Annotated in this window: 1 protein-coding gene; it reads right to left on the reverse strand. The window is 61.1% G+C overall.

Features of this window, described 5'->3' with window-relative positions:
- Positions 1 to 211, reverse strand: a 211-nt coding sequence (locus LQK91_RS21975) for a hypothetical protein (protein WP_231001695.1), incomplete at both ends; no start/stop codon positions are given.

The raw sequence follows: 211 nt of genomic DNA on the forward strand, positions 1-211 counted from the left end.
GCCGGAGGGGGCCATCAGGCTGTTAATGTCGTTGACCTTCAGGGACAGGAAACCGGAAAAGCAGCGGCAGCATGACAACAGAACAGACAGCAGCAGGAAGCAGAGAGAGAAGACGGAGAGACAGCGTCCCGGAGAGAGAAAGCGCAGGCGAAGGGAGAGAGACGGTGCGTCAGCACCGTCTTTACCCGGCCCGCAGGGCCGCCCGCTTTTC

Origin of the sequence: Pantoea sp. MHSD4 (assembly GCF_021043305.1) — a bacterium.
Classification (GTDB): domain Bacteria; phylum Pseudomonadota; class Gammaproteobacteria; order Enterobacterales; family Enterobacteriaceae; genus Pantoea; species Pantoea eucalypti.